This window comes from Kitasatospora sp. NPDC098663 (assembly GCF_044760075.1).
Lineage (GTDB): Bacteria > Actinomycetota > Actinomycetes > Streptomycetales > Streptomycetaceae > Kitasatospora.
Genome location: NZ_JBIWAP010000020.1, coordinates 156,418 through 177,948 on the forward strand (window position 1 = coordinate 156,418; position 21,531 = coordinate 177,948).

The window sequence follows — 21,531 nt, forward strand, 5'->3', positions numbered from 1 at the left end:
GGCACCGCCCGTTGTCCGAAGCCCTCACGAGGAGTCACCGATGAACGCTGTCACCCCGCGCCCCGCCGAGCGCACGGCCCGGCCCCGGCACTACCTGATGTGCCGCCCCAGCCACTTCGAGGTCACCTACGCGATCAACCCGTGGATGGACCCGGCGAAGCCGGTCGACACCGGGCTCGCCGTGGCGCAGTGGGAGCGGCTGTACGCGCTCTACCAGGAGCTCGGCCACCGGGTCGACCTGATCGACCCGATCCAGGGCCTGCCCGACATGGTCTACGCCGCCAACGGCGCCACCGTGGTCGACGGCAAGGTGCTCGGCGCCCGCTTCCGCAACGCCGAACGGGCCGCCGAGGGCCCCGCCTACCTGGAGTGGTTCCGCGCCAACGGCTACCCCGAGCTGCACGACCCGGAGCACGTCAACGAGGGCGAGGGCGACTTCCTGGTCACCGCCGAGTACGTGCTCGCCGGGCGGGGTTTCCGCAGCACGCCGGCCGGTCACGCCGAGGCCCAGGAGTTCTTCGGGCGCCCGGTGATCGGCCTGGAGCTGATCGACCCGCGCTACTACCACCTGGACACCGCGCTGGCCGTGCTGGACGGCGACGAGATCATGTACAACCCGGAGGCCTTCTCCGCGGGCAGCCGCGAGGTGCTGCGCCGGCTGTTCCCGGACGCGGTGCTGGCCGACGCCGGCGACGCCGCCGTGTTCGGCCTCAACGCGGTCAGCGACGGTCTGCACGTGTTCCTGCCGGAGGCGGCCACCGGCCTCGCCGACAAGCTGCGGGAGCGCGGCTTCGAGCCGATCGGCGTCGACCTGTCCGAGCTGCTCAAGGGCGGCGGCAGCGTCAAGTGCTGCACGCTGGAGCTGCGCCACCGCGCCTGACCGCTGCCTGCCCGCCCGTCCGCCCCTTCGCCCGCCTCCGTGACGCCGGGGGCGGACGAACGGGGCGGGCGAACGGGGCGGACTCGGGCCGTAGCACCACCCCGCACCAACGCCGACGGGCCGCGCGGGCCTCCCCCCGAGGAGGTCCGCGCGGCCCGTCGGCGTCGCGCCCCGGTGCCGCCGCCCGTCGGCGGCGGCCCGGTGGCGGCTCAGTCCCGCCGCCCCGCGCGCGGCGGCCCGCTCTCGGCCCAGCGCTTCAGCAGGGCGGCCGCCGCGCCCGAGTCGACCGCCTCGGCGGCCCGGGGCAGCGCGGCCGCCAGCCGCTCGACCACCGGCCGCTCGGAGGGCGTCAGCGCCGCCAGTCCGGCCGCCGCGGACAGCAGGACGGCGTCGCGGACGGGGCCCTGCTCGCCGTCCAGGACGGCGTGGACCACGCCCGCGTTGTGGGCGGCGTCGCCGCCGCGCAGCGCGTCCGGGGCCGCCGTCGCGATCCCGAGCTCGCGCGGGTCGAGCCGCTCCTGCACGAACCGGCCGGTGGTCGCCGTCCAGACCGTGGAGGTGGTGGAGACGGACAGTTCGTCGAGGCCGTCGTCGCCCCGGAAGACCAGCGCGTCCACGCCCTGGCGGGCGAACACGGCGGCGATCAGCGGGCCCAGCCGGGGGTCGGCGACGCCGACCGCCATGGCCGTGGGCGAGGCCGGGTTGGTCAGCGGGCCCAGCGCGTTGAAGGCCGTCGGCACGCCCAACTCCCTGCGGGCGACGGCCGCGTGGCGGAACGCCGGGTGGAAGGCCGGGGCGAAGCAGAAGCCGATGCCGACCTCGCGCACCGAGCGGGCCACCTCCTCGGCCGAGAGCTCCAGCGCGATGCCGAGCCGCTCCAGCACGTCCGCCGAGCCGGAGGCGGAGGAGGCCGAGCGGTTGCCGTGCTTGACCACCCGGGCCCCGGCGGCGGCCGCCACGATCGCGGCCATGGTGGACACGTTCACGGTCTTGGCGCCGTCCCCGCCGGTGCCGACGATGTCCAGCGTCGGCCCCGGCACGTCGACCCGCACCGTGTGCTCGCGCGCGGCCCGGACCAGCCCGTCGACCTCCTCGGCGGTCTCGCCCTTGGCCCGCAGCGCCACCAGGAACCCGGCCAGCTGCGCGGGCGCCGCCTCGCCGCGCATCACCCGGTCCATCGCCCAGGCGGTGTCGGCGGTGCTCAGGTCCGTCCCGCCGATCAGCGCCGCGAGCAGCTGCGGCCAGCTGCGCGGTTCACCATTCCCTGTCACTGGTCACCCATTTCCGCTCGTCGATTCCGATGTGCGTGCGGTCAGCGCCCGGCGCCGACAGCGAGGAAGTTCTCCAGCAGCTGCATGCCGCCGGTGGTGGTGATGCTCTCGGGGTGGAACTGCACCGACTCGACGGGCAGGCTGCGGTGCCGCATGCCCATGACGTAGCCGTCGTCGTCGGCGGTCGCGGTGAGTTCCAGGTCCTCGGGCAGCGGCCGGGTGACGATCAGGGAGTGGTACCTGGTCGCGGTGAGGCTGTTGCCGAGGCCGGCGAACAGGCCGCGCCCGTCGTGCGTCACGGTGCTGGTGCGCCCGTGCATCAGCCGGTCGGCGACCTGGACCCGCCCGCCGAACGCCAGGCCGATCGCCTGGTGGCCCAGGCACACGCCGAGCAGCGGGACCTTCCCGGCGAAGTGGTGGACGAGCTCGACGTGGCCGGAGGCCGCCGGGTGCCCGGGGCCGGGGCCGAGCACGACCGCGTCGGGCGCGGTCGCGGCCAGCTGCTCGGGGGTGCGGGTGTGCGAGCGGACCACCTCGGTGTCCGCGCCGAGCGCCCGCAGGTACTGGTCGATGATGTGGACGAAGCTGTCCCGCGCGTCCACCAGCAGAACCTTCACGCCGTCAACTCCTCACCCGTCAGGGCCCAGTAGGCGGCGCCCAGCTTCGCCAACGTCTCGTTCCACTCGCCCTCGGGGGTCGAGTCGGCGACGATCCCCGCGGAACTCTGCACGGAGTACACCGCGCCGTCGTGCGCGATCGTGCGGATGCACAGGGCCAGTTCGCTCCAGCCGCCGACGTCGATCAGGCCGACGGCACCGGCGTAGGCTCCGCGCGGCTCCCGCTCGATCTCGTGGATGATCTCCATGGCGCGCAGCTTCGGCGCGCCGGTCATGGTGCCGGCCGGGAAGGTCGCGCACAGCGACCGCCACACGTCGGCGTCCTCCTCCAACTCGGCGCTGACCGTGGACACCAGGTGGAAGACGTGCGAGAAGGTCTCCACCACCATCAGGTCGTCGGCCGTCAGGGTGTGCGGCTTGCAGACCCGGCTGATGTCGTTGCGGGAGAGGTCGACCAGCATGACGTGCTCGGCCTGCTCCTTGGTGCTCGCCAGCAGGGCCTTGATCCGCCGCTCGTTCTCCTCCTCGTCCTGGTCGCGACGGGTGGTGCCGGCGATCGGGCGCATCACGATCCGGCCGTCCTCGATCCGGAACAGCAGCTCGGGGCTGGCGCCGATCAGCGTGCCCTCGCCGTTCGGGAGCAGGTACATGTGCGGGGAGGGGTTGCGCGAGCGCAGCCGCCGGTAGACCTCGACCGGCGTCAGCGCGGTGCGGACGTCGATCCGGTGGCCGACCTGGATCTGGTAGATGTCGCCGACCCCGATGTGCTCCAGGCAGCGCCGGACCCAGCCGTGGAAGGTGTCGCGGTCCACGCTGTCGTGCACGGACCGCGGGCGGACGGCCGGCGGGCACGCGGCCTGCGGCTCCTGCCCGGCCGCCTCCCGGGCCGCGCCCGCCAGGTCGTGGCGGCCGTGCTGGCCGAAGGCCGGGCTGTCGGCGGTCCGCAGGACCGGCGCGCCGTCGGTGCCGTAGTGCACGCTGTCGCGGAACAGCGTCAGCACGGCGTCCGGGCGGGCCGGCGGCAGCGCCCGGGCCGGCAGGTCCTCCATGTGCCAGGCCGCGTCGTAGCCGAACCGGGCCAGGAAGCCGAAGTGGAAGCGGTCGCCGGGCAGACCCGGCTCCAGGTCGAACAGGCCCTGCGCGCGCCGCAGGAACTCCCAGACGCGGGCCGGCTCGGGGGCCTCCAGCCGCCCGGGGGCGTCCGCGGCGGGGGTGAGGCCCGCCGCCTCGGCGGTCGCCCGCAGCACCGGGGCGAGCTCCGCGATCCCGTCGATCTCCAGGTACGAGCCGTACAGCCGGATCTCGGCGAGCGGTCCGCAGCCGAGCACCGCGGGCCCGCCCTGCCGGCCGGACTCGGTCAGGCTCTCCAGCAGGTACACCTGCTCCGCGCCGAGCCGGTCGCCCAGCCGCGTGTACAGCTCCAGCGGGTCGTGCGGCGGCAGCGGCTCGGTGCCGAGCCGGACGGCGAACGGAGGGTGCGATGGCGCGTCTGGCATCGGAATCCTCATCGTGAATGGCCGGCTGGGTACGGCCGGTGAACCAATGGCCTCCAGTCAATCCGTTCGTCCCGGAAGGCGGTCAGACCAGTTCTGCGGTGCGGGAGCAGGCCAATTCGCGGACGCTTGACCTTCTTTCCGCAGCCGGGCTGCAATGAGCGGGCCAGCGATTTCCGTTCCCATCCGAGGGCCGTGATGAATCGAATTCCGCAGACCGGAGCACCTGCCGCCTGGCGTTCCCTGCCGGCGGCCCAGCAACCGCAGTGGCCGGACCAGGCGGCGCTGCGCGAGGTGGTCGCCGACCTGTCGGCCGCCCCGCCCCTGGTCCTCGCCGAGGAGTGCGACCGGCTGACCGACCGGATGGCCGCCGTCGCCGCCGGCGAGGCCTTCGTCCTCCAGGGCGGCGACTGCGCCGAGACCTTCGGCGGGCTCAGCGCGGACGCGGTCACCGCCAAGCTGCGCACCCTGTTGCAGATGGCGGTGGTGCTGACCTACGCGAGCGGCGTCCCGGTCGTGAAGATCGGCCGGCTGGCCGGGCAGTACGCCAAGCCCCGCTCCCAGCCGGACGAGACCCGTGACGGCCTCAGCCTGCCCTCCTACCGGGGCGACGCGGTCAACGGCCCGGAGTTCACCGAGGCGGCCCGCCGCCCGGACCCGGCGCGGCTGCGGCGGATGTACGAGGCGTCCGCGGTCACCCTCAACCTGGTCCGCGGCTTCGCGGCCGGCGGCAGCGCCTCCCTCTACCAGGCCCACCAGTGGAACCGCGGCTTCCTGGAGGACTCCGCCGAGGCCCGCCGCTACGAGGAACTGGCCGACGGCGTGGACCGCGCGCTGCGCTTCCTGCAAGCCTGCGGCTGCGACCCGGCCGGGCTGCTGGAGGCCGAGTTCTTCGCCAGCCACGAGGGACTGCTGCTGGACTACGAGCAGCCCCTCACCCGCACCGACCCGCGCACCGGCGCGCACTACGCCACCAGCGGGCACCTGCTCTGGGTCGGCGAGCGGACGAGGGGCCTGGACGACGCGCACATCGCGTACTTCGCCGGGATCCACAACCCGATCGCCGTCAAGCTCGGCCCCACGACCACCGCGGACGAGGTCCTCGGCTACGTCGACCGCCTCGACCCCGACCGCCGGCCCGGCCGGCTGACCTTCGTGGTGCGGATGGGCGCGGGCCGGGTGCGCGAACTGCTGCCGCCGCTGGTGGAGAAGGTCACGGCGGAGGGCGCCCGGGTCGCCTGGATCTGCGACCCGATGCACGGCAACACCGTCCAGACCGACGACGGCCGCAAGACCCGCCGCTTCGACGACATCCTGGGCGAGGTCGCCGGCTTCTTCGAGGTGCACCGGGAGCTGGGCACGCACGCCGGCGGCATCCACGTCGAGCTCACCGGCGACGACGTCACGGAGTGCCTCGGCGGCGGCGACCAGGTCCGCGCCGAGGACCTGCACCAGCGCTACGAGACGGCCTGCGACCCGCGGCTGAACCACCGCCAGTCCCTCGACCTCGCCTTCCGGGTCGCGGAGCTGATGAAGGCCTGAGAACCGCCCGGGGCGACGGTTGGCCGGATCGGTGCGCGCCGATCCGGCCAACCGGCATTTCCGCGCCGATTCTTCGCCGGTCACCCGGGGCCGCGAACGCCGATCGCAGTCCTTCAGGCGGCGTCTTTTGGGGAGAACTGAATATCGTTGACCCATTGACCGGGCCGTCCTTAGAGTGCCTTGCGATCCTGCGCCTATTCCTCTGGGGGGAGTGGAAACGGTGGGGTACCGACCTGGTTCCGGCATACGCCACGACGGCAGTTCCTCACCCGTGCCCCGGGTCGAGTACCGCATTCTCGGCCCGCTCGAAGCGCTCGTCGACGCCAGGCCGCTGAACCTCGGCGGGATCCGGCAGCAGACGGTGCTCGCCGCGCTGCTCCTCGACGTCAACCGGGTGGTCAGCGTGGACCGCCTGGTCCGCGCCCTCTACGAGGAGGCCCCGCCGGCCACCGCCCGCGCGCAGTTGCAGATCAGCGTCTCCGCCCTGCGCCGGCTGTTCGCCGTGCACGGCCTCTCCGACGTCATCACCACCCACCCGCAGGGCTACATGGTGAAGGCGGCGGACGCCCAGCTCGACCTGCTCCAGGCCCGCGACTCGGTCGGGAAGGCGCGGGCGCTGCGCGACCGGAAGGCGGAGGCCCACGACCGGACGGCGGCGGACCGCGACCGGACGGCAGCGGACCGCGACCGCACGGCGGAGGCCGCCTCCCTCTTCCGGCAGGCGCTCGGCCTGTGGCGCGGCGACCCCCTCGGCGGCCTGCCCAGCGAGTCGATCCGGTCCGCCGCCGGCCAGCTCACCGAGCAGTGGGTCGGCGCCACCGAGGAGTGCATCCAGCTCGAACTAGCGCTCGGCCGGCACGGTGCGGCCGTCGGCGAACTCATCGGCCTGGTCGACGAGTTCCCGTTACGGGAGCGGCTGCGCGGCCAGCTGATGCTGGCGCTCTACCGCTCCGGGCGCCAGACCGAGGCGCTCCAGGTCTACCGCGACACCCGCCAGTGGATGATCGACGAACTCGGCGTCGAACCCGACCCCCGGCTGCAGCGGCTCGAACTCTCCATCCTCGCCGGCGACCCCCGGCTCGACCTGCCCGACGGCCGCCCGACCGCCGCCCACGGCGCCCCGGCCGCCGAACCCGCCGCCGCGCCGCCCGTGGCCCCCGCCGCCCCCGTCACCGTCACCGTCCCGGAGATGCTCCCCGCCGACCTCGCCGACTTCACCGGCCGCGAGCACCTGCTCGCCGGCCTGCGCGAACGGCTGCTGCTCTCCTCGCACGACCAGTCCCGGCTCGCCGTCCCGATCGTCTCCGTCGTCGGCAAGGCCGGGGTCGGCAAGACCGCCGTGGCCGTCCACGCGGCCCACCAGATCGCCGCCGAGTTCCCCGGCGGGCAGCTCTTCGCCGATCTGCACGCCGGGGCCCCCGACAGCGTCGGCCCGGCCCAGGTGCTGGAGCGCTTCCTGCGCGCCCTCGGCGTCAACGGCACCGCCATCCCCGACGGGCTGGAGGAGCGGGCCGAGATGTACCGGGCCCTGCTCGCCGAGCGCCGGGTGCTGATCGTCCTCGACAACGTCGCCACCGAGAGCCAGATCACCCCGCTGCTGCCGGGCAAGCCCACCTCGGCCGTGATCGTCACCAGCCGGCGGCACATCGGCAGCCTCGCCGGAGCCGTCCGGGTGGATGTCGCCACCTTCGACCCCGAGCAGTCCGCGGAACTGCTCGGCCGGATCGCCGGTCCCGCCCGGGTGGCGGCCGAACCGGAGGCGGCGAAGGCGCTCGCCGAACTCTGCGACCACCTGCCGCTGGCGCTGCGCATCGCCGGCGCCCGGCTCGCCGCCCGGCCGCACTGGGAGATCACCGAACTGGTGGAGCGGCTGGAGGACGGGACCCGCCGGCTCGACGAGCTCAAGTACGCCGACGTCGGCATCAGGGCAGGCCTCTCGCTCACCTACGAGAGCGTCAGCGAGGACGCCCGCCGGCTGCTGCGGCGGATCGCCCTGATCGACGAGGGGCCGTTCTCCACCTGGGTCGGCATGGCGCTGCTCGACCTGCCCGAGTACCAGGTCCAGGACCTGATCGACGAACTCTCCGACGCCCAGCTGCTGGACGCCGTCGGCACCGCGCCCGGACGCCACACCCAGTACCGGCTGCACAACCTGGTCCGGGTCTTCGCGCGCGAACGCCTCGTCGACGAGGAGAGCGTCGAGGAGCGGGAGTCCGCGCTGGCCCGGGTGATCGGCTGCTTCCTCTACCTGCTGATCGAGGCGAGGCAGCGCGAGTACGGCCGCGACGTGCTGATCCGCGGCCGCGGCACCGCCCTGCACCCGCTGCCCGCCCGGACGGTGGACCGGCTGCTGGCCGAGCCGCTGCGGTGGTTCGCCCGGGAGCGGCCCATGCTCGTGCCCCGGGTCAGACAGGCGGCCATGATGGGCCTCACCGCGCACTGCTGGGAACTCGCCGTCACCGCCGTGACGTTCCTGGAGACCCACGGCCGCCTCGACGACTGGCGCGACACCCACGAACTCGCCCTCGCGGCCGCCCGCAAGGGCGGCGACCGGCTCGGCCAGGCCGCCGCACTGCACTCCCTCGGCTCGCTCGCGCTGACCCGGCAGAACTTCGCCGCCGCCGAGGAGCGCTTCCGCCAGGCCGCCGGGATCTTCGCCGACCTCGGCGACGACCTCGGCTCCGCCCTCACCGCCCGCGGCCTCGGCTACCTCGCCCGGGTGGACGGCCGGATCGACGAGGCGACCGCCCACTACCAGGCCGCCCTCACCGTCCTGCGGGCGAGCGGCGGCTCCGTCGCCGTCGCCTACGTGCTGCACAACCTGGCCCAGCTCAGACTCGGCGCGGGCGACGAGGAGGGCGCCGGGGAGCTCCTCGACGAGGCGCTGCGGCTGAGCCGGGAGGGCCGCGGGCGGCGGGTCGAGGCCCAGGTGCTGCACCGGATGGGCCAGAGCCACCTGGAACGCGGCGGCTACGACCGGGCCCTGGAGGCCTTCTCCCGCGCCCTCGACGTCGTCCGGCTGATCGGCGACCACACCGGCGAGATCTACGCCCTGCACGGCATCGGGGCGGCCCGCCACCGGCTCGGCGAGAGCGGCGAGGCCGCCCACGCCCTGCACCGCGCCCTGCTCCTCGCCGAGGGCTCCAACGAGCGGCTGATCATGGGCCGGATCCTCGTCACCCTCGGCGAGTTGGCGCTCGGCACCGGGGAGGCCGACCTGGCGGTCCAGCACCTTCGGCGGGCCCGGCTGGTGTTCCGCCTGATGCGGACCCCCGCCGAGGAGGCCCGCACGCTCGACCTGCTGCGCTCCGCCCGGCTGGCCGCCGGCGACCCGGAGCCCCCCGCGGGCCCGGGTCCACCGTCCTAGTCGGCGATGAAGGCCACCGCGTAGTGGTTCAGTGAGAGGGTGAGGCTCACCCGGTGCCCCGACTCGCCGTCGGAGACCCGGAAGGTGGCCGCCACCTCGGGGTGCACGGTGAACAGGCCGAGCCCGCTGAAGTACCGGTCGACGTCGAACACCAGCCGGTAGAGGCCGCGCCCGCCGTCCGTCCCGCCCCACTCCTCGATCCGGCCGCTCGCGTCCGTTCTGCGCTCGACCACCGGCACCCACTCGTTGTCGACCAGCGACTCCAGTCTCGCGTCGAGGCCGGCGGCGGTGCGCCCGTGGACGCTGTCCAGCGCTTCGACGATGACCCGCGCCATCAGCCCACCCGCCCCGGGCTCGGTAACCGGGCCGGCGGACGTTCCTCGGACGGGATATCTCGCATGAAAACCACTCCTTGCCTCAGTACACGATGCATCGGGAAAATGGCGCGTCAAGCCTATTGTCAGGGGTCCCGCTATCGGCCCGCCATCGAATGATTATTTGTTCGAAGAGTCTTGACGGGCAGTGATTCCGGACCAGTAAAGTCACCGCTGCCAGCCACAATCCTCCGCCGCCGCACACCGCGACCTCCCGTCCGGTCGCCCGTCCGGCGGCGTTCCCGAAAGAGGCGGAAAATCCATGTCTTCGAAATCCGTCCCCACCGCACGGCGGCTCCGGGTATTCGACTCGACACTGCGCGACGGCGAACAGGCCCCGGGCAACGCGATGAACCCCGACCAGAAACTGGAGCTGGCCCTCGCCATCGAGGCCACCGGCGTCGACACCATCGAGGCGGGCTTCCCCAGCTCCTCACCGCGTGACTTCGAGGCGACCAGACTGATCGCGGGCGCGCTCACCACCGCCAAGGTGGCGACTCTCAACCGGGCCGTCCGCGCGGACATCGAGCTGGCCGCCGAGGCCGGCGGCGTCGACCGCCACCAGGTCCAGATCATGGCCACCGGCAGCGACGTCCACCTGGAGCACAAGCGCGGCCTCACCCGGGCCGAGGGCCTGCACGAGATCATCGACAGCATCCGGTTCGCCCGCGAGCTGGGCTTCACCGACATCACGCTCGGCATCGAGGACGCCAGCCGGGGTAGCGACGACCTGCTGCGCCCGATGATCGAGGCCGGCATCGAGGAGGGCGCCGTCACGGTGGCGCTCGCCGACACCACCGGCTGCCTGCTCCCGGCCGAGTTCGGCGCCCAGGTGGCGCGGGTCCGCTCCTGGATCCCGGACCACATCATCCTGTCCACCCACTGCCACCAGGACCTCGGGCTCTCCCTCGCCAACGCCCTGGCCGGCGTCGAGGCGGGCGCGGACGAGGTGCAGGCCACCATCGCCGGCATCGGCGAGCGCGCGGGCAACACCCCGCTGGAGGAGCTGGCCGCGGTGCTGCTCTACAAGGGCGAGCAGCTCGGCCTGACCAGCCGGCTGCGCACCGAGAAGTTCTACGAGGCCTACCAGCTGCTGGCCCGGATCATCGGAATGTCGACGCCGCGCAACAAGGCGATATTCGGGGAGAACGCCTTCGCCACCCAGGCCGGAATCCACCAGGCCGGAATGCTGCGCAATCCGGTGACCTACGAATACGTCGAGCCGCACAGCTTCGGCCGGGAGCGCGGAATTCTCATCGGCCGGCACTCCGGGCGCAATGTGGTCCGCAACCTGTTCGACCAGATGGGAATCGGCGCCGAGCGCGACCTGCTCGACGAGATCTACGAGACCTACATCGCGGGCCGCGCCGACGGCACCTGCATCGAACTGGGCGAGCTGCGCGGGATCATCGCCGAGCGCCTGGAGCGCACCAGCGAGATGGCGGTGGCCAGCTGATGGGCGGCACCGAGCGCAACCTGATCGAGAAGGTCTGGCAGAGCCACGTCGTCGACCAGGCACCGGGCGAGCCCGACCTGCTCTACATCGACCTGCACCTGCTCCACGAGGCGAGTTCCCCGCAGGCCTTCGACGGCCTCCAGCTGGCCGGCCGCCGGGTCCGCCGGCCCGACCTCGCGCTCGCCCTCGAGGACCACAACGTGCCCACCAACACGCTGCTGGTCAAGGACGCGATGGGCAGCGCCCAACTGGAGCGCCTGCGTGAGAACTGCGAGGAGCAGGGGATCGAGCTGTTCTCGCTCGGCGACGACCGGCAGGGCATCGTGCACGTGGTGGCGCCCGAACTGGGCTTCGTGCGCCCCGGCATGACCGTGGTGTGCGGTGACAGCCACACCTCCACGCACGGCGCCTTCGGGGCGCTCGCCTTCGGCGTCGGCACCAGCGACGTCGAGCACGTGCTCGCCACCCAGACGCTGGCGCTCCAGCGCCCCCGGACGATGTCCGTCGAGTTCGTCGGCGAGCCGCCGGCCGACGTCACGCCGAAGGACCTGATCCTCGCGCTGATCGCGCACATCGGCGCCAACGGCGCCAACGGCTACGCGATCGAGTACCGCGGCAAGGCCGTCGAGAACCTCTCCATGGAGGGGCGGATGACGGTCTGCAACATGAGCATCGAGGCGGGCGCCCGCGCCGGCCTGATCGCCCCCGACGACACCACGCTCGCCTACCTGCGCGAGCGCTGGGACCCGGCCGCCGAGGCCGACTGGGACGAGGCCGTCCGCTACTGGCAGTCCCTGCGCACCGACGAGGGCGCCGCCTTCGACCGCGTGGTCGAACTGGACGTCACCGGGCTCAAGCCCTTCGTCACCTGGGGCACCAACCCCGGCCAGGCCGTCCCGCTGGACGCCGCGGTGCCGGCGCCCGAGACCTTCGCGACCCCCGCCGAGCAGCAGGCCGCGCGCCGCGCCCTGGAGTACATGGGCCTCGAACCGGACGTCGCCCTGCGGGACGTCGAGATCAACACGGTCTTCCTCGGCTCCTGCACCAACGGCCGGATCGAGGACCTGCGGGCCGCGGCCGACGTGCTGCGCGGCCGCAAGGTCTCCGACCGGATCACCATGCTCGTCGTCCCCGGCTCGATGGCCGTCCGGGCCCAGGCCGAGGAGGAGGGCCTGGACCAGGTCTTCATCGACGCGGGCGCGCAGTGGCGGCTCTCCGGCTGCTCGATGTGCATGGGCATCAACGCCGACCGCCTCCAGGGCATCCAGCGGGTCGCGTCCACCTCCAACCGCAACTACGAGGGCCGGCAGGGCACCCACGCCCGCACCCACCTGGTCTCGCCCGTCGTCGCCGCCGCCACCGCCGTGGTCGGCCGCCTGGCCGCGCCGACCGAGCTGTGACCGCGCCCGCCGGGCACACCCGCCCGACCCGTTCCACCCGCCAGACCCGCCAGACCCGCCAGACCCGCCAGACCCGCCAGACCCGCCAGACCCGCCCGACCGACCGCAGCCAGACCGACCAGCAGGGGGCAGAGGCATGAAGGAGCCGCTCACGGCGCACACCGGACAGGCCGTGGCCCTGTCCCGGGACGACGTCGACACCGACCAGATCATCCCGGCCGAGTTCTGCAAGCGGCTGACCAAGACCGGCTACGCCGACACCCTGTTCGGGCACTGGCGCAAGGAGTCCGGGTTCGTCCTGAACCAGCCGGAACACCAGGACGCGAGCGTCCTGGTGGCGGGCCACAACTTCGGCACCGGCAGCTCCCGCGAGCACGCCGTGTGGGCCCTGCGCGACTGGGGCTTCCGGGCCGTCATCGCCACCAGCTTCGGCGACATCTTCCTGCGCAACGCGCTGAAGAACGGCCTGCTGGCCGTCGCCCTGCCGGTGTCCGTCGTCGCCGACCTCGCCGAACGCGCCCAGGCCGACCCGAAGTTCGAGATCACCGTCGACCTGGAGCAGCTGACCGTCGGCACCGACCTCGGGACCTGGGAGTTCGAGGCCGACCACCGCGCCCGCTGGCTGCTGCTCAACGGTCTCGACGACATCGACGTCACCCTGCGCAAGGCCGACGCGATCGCCGCCTTCGAGCAGGGCCGCCCGGCCTGGATGACCAGCATCACCCGCGGCGCCTTCTCCTCTCCGGACACCGCGAAGCAGCGCCGGGCCTCCTGACGACCGCGCCCCCCGGCGCAGCTCCCAGGGCCGCGCGGCGGTGACCCTGCCCCACGCCCCCGGCCCGGCCGACCCGACCCACAACCGGCCGGCCCCACCCCAGAAACGGTGAGAGACCCATGACCAAGACAGTGACCGTCATCCCCGGTGACGGCATCGGCCCCGAGGTGACCAAGGAGGCCCTGGAGACCATCGAGTCGCTGGGCCTGGACCTCGCGATCGACGTGCTCGACCACGTCAACGCCGACACCTACCTGCGGACCGGGGTCTCCCTGTCCGACGAGGACTTCGAGCGGATCAAGGCGAGCGACTCGGTGCTCTTCGGCGCCATCGGCGACCCCCGCGTGAAGACCTCGGACTACGGCCGCGGCGTCCTGCTGCGCCTGCGCTTCGACCTCGACCTGTACGTCAACCACCGCCCGGCCACCCTGCTCCAGGAGCGGCTGAGCCCGCTGCGCGACGCCCGGACCCGCGCCATCGACGCCGTGATCGTCCGGGAGAACACCGAGGGCCTCTACACCGACATCGGCGGCGTGCTGCGCGGGAACACCGTGCACGAGATGGCCGTCGACGCGGACGTCAGCACCTACATGGGCGTCTCGCGGGTGATGGAGTACGCGTACTCGATCGCCGAGCGCGGCGTCTGCATGGTCGACAAGTCCAACGCCGTCCGGCACGGCGGCCAGGTGTGGCAGCGGGTGTTCCGCGAGGCCGCCGCGAGGCACCCCGCCATCGACTCCACCCACCTCTACGTCGACGCCGCCGCGATGAAGCTGATCTCCGACCCGTCGCAGTTCGACGTGATCGTCACCAACAACTCGTACGGCGACATCCTCAGCGACCTGGCGGCCATGCTGGCCGGCGGCCTGGGCAACGCGGCCTCGGCCAACATCAACCCGGACACCGGGTTCGGCCTCTACGAGCCGGTGCACGGCAGCGCGCCCGACATCGCCGGCCAGGGCATCGGAAACCCCTTCGGCGCCATCCTCAGCTCCGCGCTGATGCTGGAGCGCCTGGGCTGGGCCGCCGAAGCGAAGGCGATCCAGCTGGCCGTCGGCACGGCCGTGGCGGAGGGCGCCTGCACGCCGGACCTCGGCGGCTCCCTCACCACCGAGCAGGTCGGTGCCGCGGTCAGGGCGGCCCTCGCCGCGGCCTGACGGCATGACCCGTCCCCCACCCCCCCAACCGCCGCCGTGGTCGCCCCACCGACCACGGCGGCCGGGTCCGTTCTCCCCGACACCGCCCGGCGGGCGGGCGTCCGGAGGCGGACCCAGGCCGCTCAGCCCCAGGGATTGTGCTCGTGCGATTCGCTGACCGCGGTACGGAACGTGGTGTGCTCGATCATCTCGTACGGACTCCAACTCCTGGACGGTGCGGCCGGTCGGCAGCGGTGGAAAGGTTGGCTGAAGCCTGGCAGCCCCGGCCATCGGCCCGCTATCGACGTCCGCCGGGTACGCCCGCCGGCGACGCCCGCCGCCCGGCCGGGCGGCGGGGCCGGCTCGGTAGGATCCTGGCATGGGTGCGCAGGATGAGGCGTGGGACACGGACGCGGCGGAGCGGGCGGTCGCGGTGCTGAAGGCGGTCGCCGACCCGTCCCGGTACCGGCTGCTCTGGGCGCTGACCCGGCGGGAGCTGCCGGTCAGCGAACTGGCGGAGCTGCTGGGCGCGCACGTGGCGGCGACCTCGCAGCACCTGGCCAGGCTGCGGGCGGCCGGGCTGGTCGTCTCGCGCCGGGAGGGCACCCGGATCTTCTACCGGGCCGCCGAGGTGCGCGGCCTGCTGACGGAGGCGGCGCTGATCGCCAACGACCTGCCCGGGCGCGGTGACGGCGGTGACGGCGGCGGTACCGGCCCGGCCGCCGCGACGGCCGAGCAGCCGTTCGCCCGCGCCGTCCGCTCCGCCCGCCGCCGCCCGGCCACCGGTCAGGCCTGATTCCGGCGCTTCAGGCGGTCTCCTCGTCGAGCCGGTACTCCCGCAGGGCGGCGTCGTAGCCGAACAGCCCGGCGTAGCGGCCCCAGTCGGTGGCGGTCTCCAGCTGCCGGTCGACCTGTTCGCTGGTGTAGTGGTGGGCGAGCAGGTCACGGAAGAAGCCGGCGCGCACGGCGGCGCCGGGGCGGCCGTGCAGGCCGTTGGTGATCAGCCGGACCAGCGGGACGTCCACCGCGGCTTCGGCGAAGATGCTCCGGGACTCCTGGACGTCGGCTCCGGTGAAGGCGGTGCCGGCGTCGGTGAGCAGCAGGTCGTCGCCGTGGATCTCGGCGAAGCCGAGCAGGTCGAGGGCGTCGAGCTGGGGGAGCATGTCGTCGATGTCGAGGCCGAGTTCGTCGGCGAGGTCGGCGAGGTCGCAGCAGCCGCCGCGGTGGGCGATCATCGCGGCGAGGCCGGCGAGGCCGTCCACGCTGGCGGTGGGCAGCGGGGTGTTGGCGACGGTGCGCCGGTCGGGCCGGGCGCCGTCGGCGCGGCCGGGCAGCCGGGTCTCCTTGGGGCGTCCGGTCATGATCCGGTAGACCCGGTCGACGAGTTCGTCGAAGGCGTCGGCGTCGCGGTCGCGGGGCCGGTCGAGGTCGACCTCGACGGTCTCCCGGATGGTGCCGTACGGGCGGGAGCCGAGGACGACGATGCGGTCGGCCATCAGGACCGCCTCCTCGATGTTGTGGGTGACCAGGACGACGGCGCGGGTGGGGAACTGGCCGGACTCCCACAGCTCCAGCAGTTCGCCGCGCAGGTTCTCGGCGGTGAGGACGTCCAGCGCGGAGAAGGGCTCGTCCATCATCAGCACGTCCGGTTCGACGACCAGGGCGCGGGCGAAGCCGACGCGCTGGCGCATGCCGCCGGAGAGCTCCTTGGGGTAGGCGGACTCGAAGCCGGCCAGGCCGATCAGGTCGATGGCCTGGACGGCGGCCTCGGCGCGTTCCCGGGGCGGCACGCCGCGGGCCTCCAGCCCGAGTTCGACGTTCTGCCGGACGGTCAGCCAGGGCAGCAGCGCGAACGTCTGGAACACCAGGGCGGTGCCCGGGTTGGCGCCGGTGAGCGGGGTGCCGCGGTAGGCGACGGTGCCGGAGCTGGGCGGGATCAGCCCGGACAGGCAGCGCAGCAGGGTGGACTTGCCGGAGCCGGAGCGGCCGAGCAGGGCGACGATCTCGCCGGCCCGGACGGTGAGGTCGATGCCGGACAGCACGGGCAGCGCGCCGTCGGCGCCGGCGTAGGCCTTGGTGAGGCCGACGGTCTCCAGCAGGATCTCGCCGTCGGCGGGGGAGCCGGGTGAGCCGGGGAGGTCGGGGGAGCCGGCGGGCGGGAACACGGCGGCGGCGGGCGGCGCGGTGCGGGCGGCGCGCGGGAACGGGAAGCGCATGCGGGGACCTCCGGGGCGGGGAGCGGGCGCGGGTCAGAGCGAGTAGCGGCGCTCGGCCAGCCGGTAGAGGCGGCGCCAGAGCAACCGGTTGAGGGCGACGACGTACAGGCTCATCACCGCCACCCCGGCGAGCAGGTGCGGGTAGTCGCCGCGCTCGGTGGCCCGCGCGATGTACGCGCCGAGGCCGGTGGCGGTGAGCGTGGTGCCGCCGAAGGTGACGACCTCGGAGACGATGGAGGCGTTCCAGGCGCCGCCGGAGGCGGTGAGGCCGCCGGTGACGTAGGCCGGGAAGATCCCGGGGATGATCAGCCGCCGCCAGCGCTGCCAGCCGCGCACGCCCAGGTCGTCCATGGCCTCGCGCAGGTCGGTGGGGATGGCCATGGCGCCGGCGATGGTGTTGAACAGGATGTACCACTGGGCGCCGAGGGCCATCAGCAGGACGCCGCCGAGGTCGATCGACAGCCCGGTCCGCAGCAGCAGCCAGACGACCAGGGGGAAGAGGAAGTTGGCCGGGAAGCTGGCGAGCACCTGCACCAGCGGCTGGGCGATCCGGGTCAGCCTGGGGGAGAAGCCGATCCGCACGCCGACCGGTACCCAGACCAGGGTGGCGACGGTCACCAGGACGACGACCCGGGCGAGCGTGGCGAGGCCGAGCAGCAGCGGTTCGCCGAACACGCCGAGGCCGGTCGCGCCGTGCAGATAGCGGCCGAGGTCGACCAGGCCCCAGAGCACCAGGCCGCCGGCGACGGCGGCGAAGGCGGCGTCCCCGGCGCGCCGCCGCCCGGGGCCGACGGCCAGCGGGCGGTCGTCGGTGCCCAGCAGGCGCCCGGCCCGGGAGAGCGCCCGCCACCCCGGGCGCAGCAGCCGGCCGAGCAGTCCGGGCCAGTGGGAGCGGCGCAGCAGGTCCAGCACGACGGAGCGCTGCACCTCGGTGGCCTCGGACTGCTCGTTCTTGAAGCGTTCGGCCCAGGCGGTGAGCGGGCGCCAGAACAGCAGGTTGACGCCGATCACCAGGACGGCCATGGTGGCGATCGCCCAGCCGACCCGGCCGAGGTCGCCGGCGGCGATGGCCGCGCCCGCGTAGGAGCCGACCCCGGGCAGCGCGTAGCGCTGGTTGTCGACGCTGATCGCCTCGGAGGCGACCAGGAAGAACCAGCCGCCGCCGAAGCTCAGCATGCCGTTCCAGACCAGGCCGATCATGCCCGAGGGCAGTTCGACCTTCCAGAACCGCATCCACCGGGTGAAGCGGAACGAGCGCGACAGCTCGTCGAGTTCGGGTGGCAGCGAGACCAGCGAGCAGTAGAAGCCGAAGGTCATGTTCCAGGCCTGGGAGGTGAAGATGGCGAACACCGCCGCGCACTCCAGGCCCAGTACGGAGCCGGGGAACAGGGCGAGGAAGCCGGTCACCGCGACGGTCAGGAAGGCGAGCACCGGCACCGACTGGAGGATGTCCAGGGCCGGGATCAGGACCCGTTCCAGCCGGCGGCTGCGGGCCGCGGCGTAGGCGTAGCCGAAGGTGAAGACCACCGACACGGCGAGCGCGGCGAACATCCGCAGCAGCGAGCGGGCCGCGTCGTACGGCAGCCGGGCCGGATCGGTGTCGACCGCCGCGTTCCGGCCGGTGGAGAACCGGACGGTGGTGCCCTGCCCGACCCGCAGCGCGAGGTAGAGCAGCACCAGGACGGAGGCCGCGACGAGCACGTCCACCCAGGTCATCCGGGCCAGGCGGGTGGCCGTCCGGGACGGCAGTGAGCCCCGGGCGGCGCCCGGGGCCGGCTTCGGCAGGGTCATGGGGTGCACCTCCGGCGCGCACCCGGGGCCCCGGGGTCGGGTGAGGTGCGTGCGACGTCAGCGGGATCGGGACGAACGCCGCGTCCCCCCGGGCCGTCGCGTCAGGCGCGCGGGCGGGCGTGGGGGAGGCGGTCGGTACGGCAGCGCGTACTGGGAGGGTCTTCGCCCATGGCCGCCTCCTCCGGTGGTGTCGTCCGGTGTCGTCCGGCGTTGTCCCGGCCCGTCCTGCGGGCCCCGGGCAGTCTGCTCCTTCGGTACGTCCGTAGGCAAATGGATCCGGGGTTCCTCCGCGCGCCGGCTCAGGCCGTTTCGACGAACTCCAGCAGGTTGCCGACGGGGTCGGTGGTGTAGAAGCGGCGCCCGGGCGGCAGGCTGTCGTCCCAGACCACCAGTGCGCCGAGTTCGGACAGCCGCGAGGCGAAGTCGTCGATCTCGGAGACGGCGATCCCGGGGTGGGCCTTGGTGCTGGGGCGGAAGCGCTCCTCGATGCCGAGGTAGAGCCGGACCCGGCCGCCGTCGGCGGCGAACCAGCAGCCGCCGCCCTCGGTCAGCGGTCGGGGCTTGGGGATCTCCGCCATCTGCAGGACGTCGCCGTAGAAGGCCCGCAGCAAGGCCTCGCTGCCGGGGGGTGCGGAGAGCTGGACGTGGTCGAGGGCCGTGATCACTGCGGCCTCCTGTCGGGAGCGGTGTGGTGCCGGGCCGCGGTGACCAGCAGCCGGGCGGTCGGGGTGGACAGGTCGAGGTGGTGGGCGATCCACTGGGGGTCGTGCCCGTGGGTGGCGAACACCCAGGCGGTGTAGAGCCGGTTCAGGCCCGGGGCGCCGGGCGACAGCAGCAGCGGTCGGACCTGCTCCATCGGGAACCCGTCCAGCGAGCGGGCGCTGAACCACTGGGCGTCGTCCTCGTCGGGGGCGGCGGGTCGGGCGGTGCCGCGCCCGCTGCGGGCGAGCAGCAGGGCGAGGAGCAGCCCGGCCGCCGAGGCGCCGATGAGCACGCCGCAGAGGAAGAGCCTCAGCCGCCCCTGGGCGACGCCGACGGCGATCCCCTGGAGGGTGAGGAGGAGCAGGACGCCGCACAGCGCCGCCCCTCTGCTGGTCCAGGGGAACAGGGCGGTTCTGGTCACGGCGGTGTCCTCCTTCGGTGGGGTGGTGGCCGGCGGGTGATCGGGCCTCGGTCGGGGCGATCGGTCGGCGGTCAGGCGACGCGGGTCAGGCGGGGGTCGTACTTGTAGCCGATCTGGCGGACGGTGGCGATCGCCTCCCGGTGGCCGGGGCCGAGCTTGCGGCGGATCCGGGCTATGTGGGTGGCGATGGTGCGGGTGTCGCCGGTGTCCGGGCGGCCCCAGACCGTCTCCATCAGCTGGCGGCGGGAGTGGACCCGCAGCGGGTTGTCGACCAGGTGCGCGAGCAGCTCGAACTCCAGGTAGGGGAGCGTCAGTTGCTGCCCGTCGACGGTGACGGTGCGCTGTTCGGGGTCCACCACCAGGCCGGTGTCCGGGTCGACGGCGGGCCGGGCGGCCGGGGCGGGGCGCGGCCGCCGGGGCGGGGCGGCGGCGGTGTGGTCCGAGAAGATGGCTTCGAGCCTGGGGTAGCGCACGGCCATGGCGGATGCTCCTTCGGCGGGTCGGTGCGGAGTCGGTGCGAATGGTTGCGAGTCGGTACGGGCCGGTACGGGCCGGTCAGCGGGCGGGGTGCCAGGGGTGCCAGGAGGCTTCCAGCCGGGCGGTGCCGTCCGGGGCCGCGACGGTCCGCCAGCTGGCCCGCAGCCGGACGGGGCGCTCGGCGGAGGCGGCGGCCGGTGCCGGGGCCTGGGCCGTGACGGCGTGCAGGACGGGGCTGTCCAGCGGGCTCTCCGCCAGGCGTCGGCCCACGGCGGCGAGCGCGGCGCGCAGGCGGCCGCGGCCGGCGGACGGGAGGGAGGGGTGGAACGCGGCGACGATGGACATGGCAGGTCACCTCCGTGACAGGACAGCGGGTGGAGGGGGTGCGCGAGGGCGCGGGTGGTGCGGTCGGCGGGGCGTCAGCCGTGCGGCCGGTGGCGGGCGGCGGCGCGGCTGAGGCGGCGCGCGGCGGCCGGCGGGAGGTCCGCGAAGTCGGCGAGCCAGTCCGGGCGGTGGCCCTGACGGGCCAGCAGGTAGGCCAGGTGCACGCGCGGCTCGTACGCGCAGGCCCGGGTGTTGGGCGTGCCGGAGTGCGGGCAGGCGCCGGGGTCGTCGAGGCGGTAGTTCCTCTCGACGCCGTCGTGCAGGGCGAGGCGGACGCGCGGGCAGTGGTGGTGAAGGGCGGTGCGCATGGCCGTACTTCCTTCCTTCCCCGGGTGCGGGGCGGTCGAGGTTTCCGGGTCGGGGCCGGGGCGGCGGTACTGTCGGGCGCCGCCCCGGCGGCGGCTCAGTGGTTGAGCGCGGTCTGGACGATCTTGATGATGACCATCACCATCGCGACCAGGAGGTAGGCGCGCAGGGCGCCCATGCCGACCTTGCGGGCGGTGGACATGACCGGCTTGCCGAGGGTGTCCAGCGGGGGCATCCGCCACTCCTCGCGGCCGGTGCGGTCGATGGGGTCCTCCTTGGTGGCGGTGCGGCCGAAGGTGAAGAAGTACCCGGCGACCAGGACACCCGCCACGCCGCAGCCGGCCATGATCCACAGGATGGCCTGCGAGCTGATGTCGGGCCAGACCACGGCGGCGGTCAGGATCAGTGACAGCATCACCAGGACGCCGACCACGGCGGAGGTGAAGGCGTTGGTCTTGGGCCCGTTGACCCAGGGCCCCAGCACGGCCTTGTCGTTGCAGAGCAGCAGCAGGAACACCGTCGCCGAGGGCAGCAGCACACCGGCCAGCACCTGGACGAACTGCGTCATCAGGCCCTGGGTGTAGTCGGTGGACAGCAGCGTGATCGCGGCGGCCGCGACCACCAGGCCGGCGTAGATCGCGTAGAAGCCCTTGGCGCCCTTGACGCCCCGGTGCAGCGAGTGCTTGATGCCGAACACGTCGCCGATGGCGTAGGCGGTGGAGAGGGAGACGGCGAAGGCGCCGATGATCGAGGCGTCCAGCAGGGCGATGGCGAACAGCACGCCCACCACGTGTCCGGCCTTGTCCTCAAGGCCCTTGGCGACGGCGCCCGCGTCGGAGAACTGGCCGAAGCCGTCGGTGCCGGCGAAGGCCGCGGCGGTGAAGCCCATCATCGCGGCGGCGCCGATGATGACGATGGCGATC

The 21,531-nt window shown here is 73.6% G+C and carries 20 protein-coding genes; 8 read left to right on the forward strand and 12 right to left on the reverse strand.

From position 1 onward, the window contains the following. Positions 1-40: 40 nt before the first annotated feature. On the forward strand, positions 41-880 hold the full coding sequence (gene ddaH, locus ACIQVZ_RS22435; protein ID WP_350880948.1) for a dimethylargininase: 840 nt from the start codon (positions 41-43) through the stop codon (positions 878-880). 209 nt (positions 881-1,089) lie between these two features. On the opposite strand, the gene trpD is transcribed toward ddaH, so the two are convergent. The 3 genes from trpD to ACIQVZ_RS22450 are packed head-to-tail and all read right to left on the reverse strand — an operon-like array spanning position 1,090 to position 4,264. After that, the gene (gene trpD / locus ACIQVZ_RS22440) at positions 1,090-2,151 is read right to left on the reverse strand and encodes an anthranilate phosphoribosyltransferase (RefSeq protein ID WP_350880946.1); all 1,062 of its coding nucleotides are present in this window, start codon (positions 2,149-2,151) and stop codon (positions 1,090-1,092) included. 41 nt (positions 2,152-2,192) lie between these two features. Beyond that, positions 2,193-2,768: an anthranilate synthase component II gene (locus tag ACIQVZ_RS22445; RefSeq protein WP_402452383.1), complete on the reverse strand. Its 576-nt coding sequence runs from the start codon at positions 2,766-2,768 to the stop codon at positions 2,193-2,195. After that, positions 2,765-4,264 carry an anthranilate synthase component I family protein gene (locus ACIQVZ_RS22450; protein WP_402452384.1) on the reverse strand — a complete coding sequence of 500 codons (1,500 nt, stop codon included), beginning with the start codon at positions 4,262-4,264 and terminating at the stop codon, positions 2,765-2,767. The genes ACIQVZ_RS22445 and ACIQVZ_RS22450 overlap by 4 nt, the downstream gene beginning before the upstream one ends. A gap of 195 nt (positions 4,265-4,459) precedes the next feature. Here ACIQVZ_RS22450 and ACIQVZ_RS22455 point away from each other — a divergent pair, with 195 nt between their 5' ends. Beyond that, positions 4,460-5,803, forward strand: a complete 1,344-nt coding sequence (locus tag ACIQVZ_RS22455; RefSeq protein ID WP_350881063.1) for a class II 3-deoxy-7-phosphoheptulonate synthase — start codon at positions 4,460-4,462, stop codon at positions 5,801-5,803. Between the two features lie 220 nt (positions 5,804-6,023). Further along, on the forward strand, positions 6,024-9,170 hold the full coding sequence (locus ACIQVZ_RS22460; protein ID WP_402452385.1) for an AfsR/SARP family transcriptional regulator: 3,147 nt from the start codon (positions 6,024-6,026) through the stop codon (positions 9,168-9,170). On the opposite strand, the gene ACIQVZ_RS22465 is transcribed toward ACIQVZ_RS22460, so the two are convergent. After that, a complete protein-coding gene (locus ACIQVZ_RS22465) occupies positions 9,167-9,505 on the reverse strand; it encodes a hydroxyisourate hydrolase (protein ID WP_063349729.1) in 339 nt (112 codons plus the stop codon). The genes ACIQVZ_RS22460 and ACIQVZ_RS22465 overlap by 4 nt on opposite strands. Positions 9,506-9,806: 301 nt before the next feature. On the opposite strand from ACIQVZ_RS22465, the gene ACIQVZ_RS22470 reads away from it, so the two are divergent. From ACIQVZ_RS22470 to ACIQVZ_RS22490, 5 genes are all read left to right on the forward strand, one after another. Beyond that, the gene (locus ACIQVZ_RS22470; protein WP_350880939.1) at positions 9,807-11,000 is read left to right on the forward strand and encodes a pyruvate carboxyltransferase; all 1,194 of its coding nucleotides are present in this window, start codon (positions 9,807-9,809) and stop codon (positions 10,998-11,000) included. After that, positions 11,000-12,400, forward strand: coding sequence for a 3-isopropylmalate dehydratase large subunit (gene leuC, locus ACIQVZ_RS22475; RefSeq protein WP_350880937.1), 1,401 nt, complete (start codon positions 11,000-11,002; stop codon positions 12,398-12,400). Before ACIQVZ_RS22470 ends, leuC begins: the two co-directional genes overlap by 1 nt. Positions 12,401-12,536: 136 nt before the next feature. Continuing rightward, entirely contained in the window at positions 12,537-13,175 is a 639-nt protein-coding gene (gene leuD / locus ACIQVZ_RS22480) for a 3-isopropylmalate dehydratase small subunit (protein ID WP_350880935.1), read from the forward strand. A gap of 119 nt (positions 13,176-13,294) precedes the next feature. Beyond that, a complete protein-coding gene (locus ACIQVZ_RS22485) occupies positions 13,295-14,332 on the forward strand; it encodes an isocitrate/isopropylmalate dehydrogenase family protein (RefSeq protein WP_402452388.1) in 1,038 nt (345 codons plus the stop codon). A gap of 358 nt (positions 14,333-14,690) precedes the next feature. Further along, the gene (locus ACIQVZ_RS22490; RefSeq protein WP_350880931.1) at positions 14,691-15,107 is read left to right on the forward strand and encodes a metalloregulator ArsR/SmtB family transcription factor; all 417 of its coding nucleotides are present in this window, start codon (positions 14,691-14,693) and stop codon (positions 15,105-15,107) included. 10 nt (positions 15,108-15,117) lie between these two features. Here ACIQVZ_RS22490 and ACIQVZ_RS22495 read toward each other — a convergent pair whose 3' ends face one another. The 8 genes from ACIQVZ_RS22495 to ACIQVZ_RS22530 form a co-directional block, all read right to left on the reverse strand. Then, a complete protein-coding gene (locus ACIQVZ_RS22495) occupies positions 15,118-16,527 on the reverse strand; it encodes a nitrate/sulfonate/bicarbonate ABC transporter ATP-binding protein (protein WP_402452391.1) in 1,410 nt (469 codons plus the stop codon). A 33-nt stretch (positions 16,528-16,560) separates the two neighbouring features. Further along, positions 16,561-18,318, reverse strand: coding sequence for an ABC transporter permease (locus ACIQVZ_RS22500; protein ID WP_402452393.1), 1,758 nt, complete (start codon positions 18,316-18,318; stop codon positions 16,561-16,563). 299 nt (positions 18,319-18,617) lie between these two features. Continuing rightward, positions 18,618-18,983 (reverse strand): glyoxalase, encoded by a 366-nt coding sequence (locus tag ACIQVZ_RS22505; RefSeq protein WP_350880925.1) that lies wholly within the window; start codon positions 18,981-18,983, stop codon positions 18,618-18,620. Then, on the reverse strand, positions 18,980-19,441 hold the full coding sequence (locus tag ACIQVZ_RS22510) for a hypothetical protein (RefSeq protein ID WP_402452395.1): 462 nt from the start codon (positions 19,439-19,441) through the stop codon (positions 18,980-18,982). The genes ACIQVZ_RS22505 and ACIQVZ_RS22510 overlap by 4 nt, the downstream gene beginning before the upstream one ends. Before the next feature lie 71 nt (positions 19,442-19,512). Further along, a complete protein-coding gene (locus ACIQVZ_RS22515; RefSeq protein ID WP_350880921.1) occupies positions 19,513-19,920 on the reverse strand; it encodes a winged helix-turn-helix domain-containing protein in 408 nt (135 codons plus the stop codon). A 76-nt stretch (positions 19,921-19,996) separates the two neighbouring features. Beyond that, on the reverse strand, positions 19,997-20,263 hold the full coding sequence (locus ACIQVZ_RS22520; RefSeq protein WP_402452397.1) for a hypothetical protein: 267 nt from the start codon (positions 20,261-20,263) through the stop codon (positions 19,997-19,999). A gap of 74 nt (positions 20,264-20,337) precedes the next feature. Continuing rightward, complete coding sequence (locus ACIQVZ_RS22525; RefSeq protein ID WP_402452398.1) at positions 20,338-20,610, reverse strand: hypothetical protein; 273 nt, start codon at positions 20,608-20,610, stop codon at positions 20,338-20,340. 95 nt (positions 20,611-20,705) lie between these two features. Further along, positions 20,706-21,531: divalent metal cation transporter (locus ACIQVZ_RS22530; protein WP_402452400.1), on the reverse strand; the 826-nt coding region annotated here is incomplete at its 5' end.